4 protein-coding genes and 1 pseudogene are annotated in these 5,455 nt (G+C 54.6%); 1 reads left to right on the top strand and 4 read right to left on the bottom strand.

Going from position 1 to position 5,455, the window contains the following annotated elements:
* Nucleotides 1-1,077: FAD-binding oxidoreductase (locus tag ACXRVY_RS15850; RefSeq protein WP_458237720.1), on the bottom strand; the 1,077-nt coding region annotated here is incomplete at its 3' end.
* A gap of 282 nt (nucleotides 1,078-1,359) precedes the next feature.
* On the opposite strand from ACXRVY_RS15850, the gene gbcA reads away from it, so the two are divergent.
* Nucleotides 1,360-2,655 (top strand): glycine-betaine demethylase subunit GbcA, encoded by a 1,296-nt coding sequence (gbcA, locus tag ACXRVY_RS15845; protein ID WP_223456815.1) that lies wholly within the window; start codon nucleotides 1,360-1,362, stop codon nucleotides 2,653-2,655.
* Nucleotides 2,656-2,725: 70 nt separating this feature from the next.
* On the opposite strand, the gene ACXRVY_RS15840 is transcribed toward gbcA, so the two are convergent.
* From ACXRVY_RS15840 to ACXRVY_RS15830, 3 genes and pseudogenes are all read right to left on the bottom strand, one after another.
* On the bottom strand, nucleotides 2,726-3,004 hold the full coding sequence (locus ACXRVY_RS15840) for a hypothetical protein (RefSeq protein ID WP_223456813.1): 279 nt from the start codon (nucleotides 3,002-3,004) through the stop codon (nucleotides 2,726-2,728).
* Nucleotides 3,005-3,032: 28 nt separating this feature from the next.
* Nucleotides 3,033-3,659: a hypothetical protein gene (locus tag ACXRVY_RS15835; protein WP_223456811.1), complete on the bottom strand. Its 627-nt coding sequence runs from the start codon at nucleotides 3,657-3,659 to the stop codon at nucleotides 3,033-3,035.
* A gap of 1,140 nt (nucleotides 3,660-4,799) precedes the next feature.
* Nucleotides 4,800-5,455 (bottom strand): annotated as a pseudogene (locus ACXRVY_RS15830) (hypothetical protein); the annotation flags it as partial.

Genomic DNA, 5,455 nt, shown 5'->3' with positions numbered 1-5,455 from the left:
CTTCGGCACACTGCAGCACGACAGGATGTACCCTTCGGCTTCGTCTTCCTCGGTGATCCCGCCGTTGTGTTCCATTTCCACTTCGCCGCCCAGCTTCAGCACCTTGCAGGTGCCGCAGATGCCCATGCCGCAGGCTTTCGGGATCATCAGGCCGACCTTGGCCGCCGCCGCATGCACGGTCTCGCCAGGGGCCACGCGAATGCTCTTGCCGGATGCGATGAATTCCACCTGATGCAGATCCGCCGCATCGATTTCCGGGGCATCAGCCGCTTGTTCAGCGTGTTCCACGGCGTCGGCGCGGGCTTCTGGCGGAGTCGCGCCGAAGGACTCTTCGTGGTRGCGCGACATGTCGAAGCCAGCGCCTTCCAGCAAGCGCTTGACCGCGTTCATATACGGTGTCGGGCCGCAGCAGAACACTTCGCGCTCAAGGAAATCCGGTGCCATCAATTCAAGCATTCTGTGGTTCAGGTAACCGCGATAACCGGCCCAGGGCTCACCCATGCCATGTTTCTCGCAGATCAGGTGCAGGCTGAAGTTCTCGATCCGCGACGCCATGTGTTCCAGCTCGCGGTGATAAATGATGTCTTTGGGCGAGCGGGCACTGTGGATAAACGTCATGTCGACGTTGCCGTTGGTGTCGTAGAACCAGCGCGCCATGGACATGCACGGCGTGATGCCGACGCCGCCGCTGAGGTAGAGTACTTTCGGCGCAGGGAAGTCCATGGCATTGAACAGTCCGACCGGCCCGTGCACCGCCAGCTCCTGGCCTTCATGTAGAGTGTCGTGCAGCCAGTTGGACACCTTGCCCCCCGGCACGCGCTTGATGGTTACCGAAAAGCTGTACGGCACCGACGGCGAACTGGAAATGGTGTAGGAGCGCATGATCGGCACGCCGTCGATTTCCAGCTCCAGGGTGACGAATTGCCCGGGTTTGAAAAAGAACAGGATTGGCTGGTCGGCCATGAAACAGAAGGTGCGCACATCCCAGGTTTCCTGGATGACTTTGACGCAACGGACGATGTGCCGACCATTGGCCCAGGTCTGGGTGGTTACCGGGTTCAGGAAGCTGTTGGACATGCTGATCTCCACGGCCGACTGTCGGCCTTCATGTTTGCGATTCTGCGTATAGCGCGAACCTCCCATTTACCTATCTGCGACATTCACATACTTATCGCGACCAGCCCCCAATTACCGGGGGTTGCGCGTCGGGATCAGATTGGGCCATGTCGCCCATGGATAAGGTTCCGGGCAGCGCCGGCCCCACACTCGCCTCAACAGATAACTGCTGTTTTTTGTCTTGCGTCGCACAACCGTAGCCACTATTCGCCGGCCACACAGAATGGCCTTGAGGATTAAATGATGGACGTCACTACTACCCTGAGCCTGGGCGATCCGCTGGAACCCGCACGCAAGGCCACTGCACAGATGCTGCAAGAGCGCGAGCGCACCTTCTCGCTGCCGCAGCCGTTTTACTCCGACGAGCGCCTGTTTGATATCGACATGCAGGAAATCTTCCAGAAAGAGTGGTTGATCGCCGGCATGACCTGCGAGATCCCGACCAAGGGCAACTACCTGACCCTGCAGATCGGCAAAAACCCGATCATCGTGATTCGTGGCGCCGAAGGTGTGGTGCACGCGTTCCATAACGTCTGCCGCCACCGTGGTTCGCGCCTGTGCACCAGCGAGAAAGGCAAGGTCGCCAAACTGGTCTGCCACTACCACCAGTGGACCTACGAACTCGACGGCCGCCTGCTGTTCGCCGGCACCGAAATGGGTGCCGACTTCGACATGAACCAGTACGGCCTCAAACCGGTAAATGTGAAGACCGCCGGCGGCTACATCTTCATCAGCCTGGCGGAGAACCCACCGGCCATCGATGACTTCCTGTCGACACTGAACCATTACATGGAACCGTACGACATGGAGAACACCAAGGTGGCAATTACCACCACCTTGATGGAAAAGGCCAACTGGAAACTGGTACTGGAAAACAACCGCGAGTGCTACCACTGCAACGCGTCGCACCCGGAACTGCTGAAAACCCTGCTGGAATGGGACGACGTCACCGACCCACGCGCCGACCAGGCGTTCAAGGATCACGTCGCCGCCTCTGCCGCAGCCTGGGAAGCCGAGAAGATTCCTTACGCCCACGCCAGCTTCGGCCTGCGTAACCGCATCGTGCGCATGCCGCTGCTCAAGGGCACCGTGTCGATGACCCTGGACGGCAAGCAGGGCTGCAAAAAACTCATGGGCCGGATCCAGAACCCGGACCTGGGCTCGATGCGTATCCTGCACCTGCCGCACTCCTGGAACCACTGCATGGGTGACCACATCATCGTCTTCACGGTGTGGCCGATCAGCGCTCAGGAAACCATGGTCACCACCAAGTGGATCGTGCACAAGGACGCGGTCGAAGGCGTGGACTACGACGTGGAGCGCATGCGCCAGGTCTGGGATGCCACCAACGACCAGGACCGTCGCCTGGCCGAAGAGAACCAGCGCGGCATCAACTCCACCGCGTACCAGCCTGGCCCGTACTCCAAGACCTATGAGTTCGGCGTGGTGAACTTCGTGGACTGGTACAGCGAACGTCTGCTGAGCAATCTTGGGGCCGAGCCAGCGCCGTACCTCAAAGGGGTTCCGGTACAAGGCTGAGTATCGTCACCTCGGCCCTGAACAAAAAACCGCGAGCATGCTCGCGGTTTTTTATGCCGTTACGGAACATCTACCAGTTCCAGGATTTGATAATGCTCTGCGCCACCGAAAAAATATTGCCTATGTCGGAGGCACTGGGCGGTCTTTTATAGTCGGGATTGATTTTTCGCTGGAGTTCGTCATATAAGCCATCTATTTTTTCTTCAGTCCTCTTTTTATCGCGTTGACGAAGAATTTCAAGCCTGGCCTTATTATCCTCAAGCGCTTTGTTTTCTTCGAGATTAAACGCAAAACACCACTCACGTTCAAGTGGATCGATAAAAGGCGGAGGCCCAATTGGCTTAATCATTCACCACCTCACCATTCGGTTGATACGTTCAGGAAAACCAACCTGTGATCCAACTAACAACCGAATTGAACGTGCTGGTAATTTTCTCCCAGACATTCTTCAGCCAATTCAGAATATTTTTACCAACCTCAACGAAGAAGTTGGCTATTTTATCCAGCACTGCATTGAACAGACCACCAAAGGTATCCATAAAGCCGACAACGGCATCGCCACTTTGCGGAAATTTCTCAACTTGAGCAATGGCTTCGTCATACATCTTGTCGATGCGTTTATCCGCAGCCGCCTTGTCTCGGTTGCGCAGCTCATCGAGTTTATTCTTATAAGGCGTGGTATCAGTCGAACCGGAATTCTGGAACGCTTCCGTTGCCTTGGTCAACTCTGATTCAGACTGGTCGGACTGCCCCTCACCCGCCTCCCGGGCCTTGGGTTCAAGGTACCTCACCGCCGGATCATTGGAGCTGCTACTGACATAGAGGCTGCGCAGATGAATCTGCTGCAGGTGCGGCGAGGCCATCAGAACGCCTCTGGCACTGCCCTCCGAACGCTTTTTATCGTGAACTCGCATTTCGTTCAGAAGTTCGACATACGCCTCTTTGGATGGCGCAACAGCGGCGGCGGCGACCGACTTGACTTTTGATTTGGCTGCTTCTGACATTTTATAACTCCTTGTAAGTTGGTGTTAAACGCACGGTAGTGCCCATATAGACAAGCGCCGATATAAGCYACCGGCATCGCTCATCATTATTCTACAATTCGCTCACTAAATGACCTGCCCTGCCAGGCCTGCTAAAACATCTGGGATTAATAGTGCCCACGCACGCATTGTTTAGTACTGACGAATACGTCGCGCAAGGCTATTAGACTAGTCACTAAGGAGAAGAGAGATTTTTATGGGAAATATCATCAATTCTTGAGCGCAAAAACAATCCATTGCACCACTCCTACGGAGAGACCCGGAGAGAAATTTTTTTGAACAACCCTGTTCATTTCATCGCGTGAGGAAGATTAAAGTCCGGGAGATAAATCCTGTCAAATAGTCTGATATACCTATAGGAATCTAAACTTATTTAAATTGGATATATATCGGGACGATCAACTGGTCATATCGCTAACGAGCAGAAACGCCGCTTTCACGTCAGTCGATCGAGCCCGCGACCTGTACAAAAGACAACCACCCCTCTGTAGCCCAGGCCGATCATGGCTTGCAGCATTCCGCGAACAAGTTATCCACACCTCGACTCACAGCAAATGTGGGTAACTGTGAGTTCTCAGGGATTTTTTCCACACAACGCCAATAAAATCCGTGACTTATTCAATTAACGGTTTTTCAGGTGCCGTTGGATGTTTTTTAATCAGAAGCCTGCAAGGCACGTTCTGTATGCCTTACAGAAGATCGCGAACACCTTATCCACAGAAGCGCCAACAGACTTTGGGGTTAACTTCGAAGGCTCTGTGGAAAACCTCTGAAACCCACAAAAACCCGACGTTTGCGCGGTAGCTAACGACGCAAAACCGTCTTTTGATCATTTTACGATCAAAGCCCTGCACGCCTCTGTCTATAAGGCCTACAGCCGATAGCAAACATCTTATCCACAGAAGCGCCAACAGAGATTGGGGGCAAGTCTGCATCCAAAACAGCACTTATCCCCTTGAAAAAGCTTGGAAAAAACACGAACCAGGTTGGTTGTTTTTTGAGCGACGGCTTGCAGGGCTTGATCTATATGGGGTATAGCGAGGGGCGAACATGTTATCCACAGAACCGCCAACAGGGATTGTGGGTAAACACCGAAGTTGTTCAAACTTTATTTAGACATGAGCGACCTGAATCCAGGTCCAGATTCAATTCAAAGTCTTTGAAGGCGCGCCATCCGAGCAATATCGACGGGACATATTGCCCGCCTATCAGCGACGGCGGGATGGTAAAGCCCGGGTAGTATTTGTAGGTGACTGCCATGGTGATGCCTTGCAGGGCCAATACGCCGTCGAAGCGTTGGAAGCGCTTGTTGTCGTTGGCGGTAACGCTCGAGCGTCCCGGTGTCAGCGCTTGCGCAACACTGAGCTGCCTGCCGGGCGACGAGGCCGTCAGGTAGTCGACATTTCCGGTATCGATGATGGCATGCGTTGCCCGGCGATCCAGCTGTGCGGCCACCACCAGCCGTTGATTGAGATCCAGGCGGCTGACGACAATCGACACATCACAGCGTTTGGCCGGCGGTGGATTCAGCTCCAGTGTTCTGCTGGTGATCTTCAAGCGCCCCAGCTTGCCGATCAGATCCAGCCCCAACAGATTATCCCGGTCGCTGACAAAGACCAGGACGTTTCTGAACTCGCGGGTGCCGACTTTCAGCGACCTGARAATTCCCAGCCTCGCGGCCAAGCCCTTTTCGCCATAAAACGTGCTGTAGCGATAAAAAGCATCGGGCAACAACTTGATGCCCATCTGTTTCGCCG

Source organism: Pseudomonas sp. P5_A2_2, from assembly GCF_054177685.1.
This window is presented reverse-complemented; position numbering and strand designations above follow the sequence as displayed.

What these genes read in the sequence shown, in the direction of transcription:
- gbcA (WP_223456815.1), top strand. Translation starts at nt 1,360, where the DNA reads ATGGACGTCACTACTACCCTGAGCCTGGGCGATCCGCTGGAACCCGCA.
- ACXRVY_RS15840 (WP_223456813.1), bottom strand. Translation starts at nt 3,004, where the DNA reads ATGATTAAGCCAATTGGGCCTCCGCCTTTTATCGATCCACTTGAACGT.
- ACXRVY_RS15835 (WP_223456811.1), bottom strand. Translation starts at nt 3,659, where the DNA reads ATGTCAGAAGCAGCCAAATCAAAAGTCAAGTCGGTCGCCGCCGCCGCT.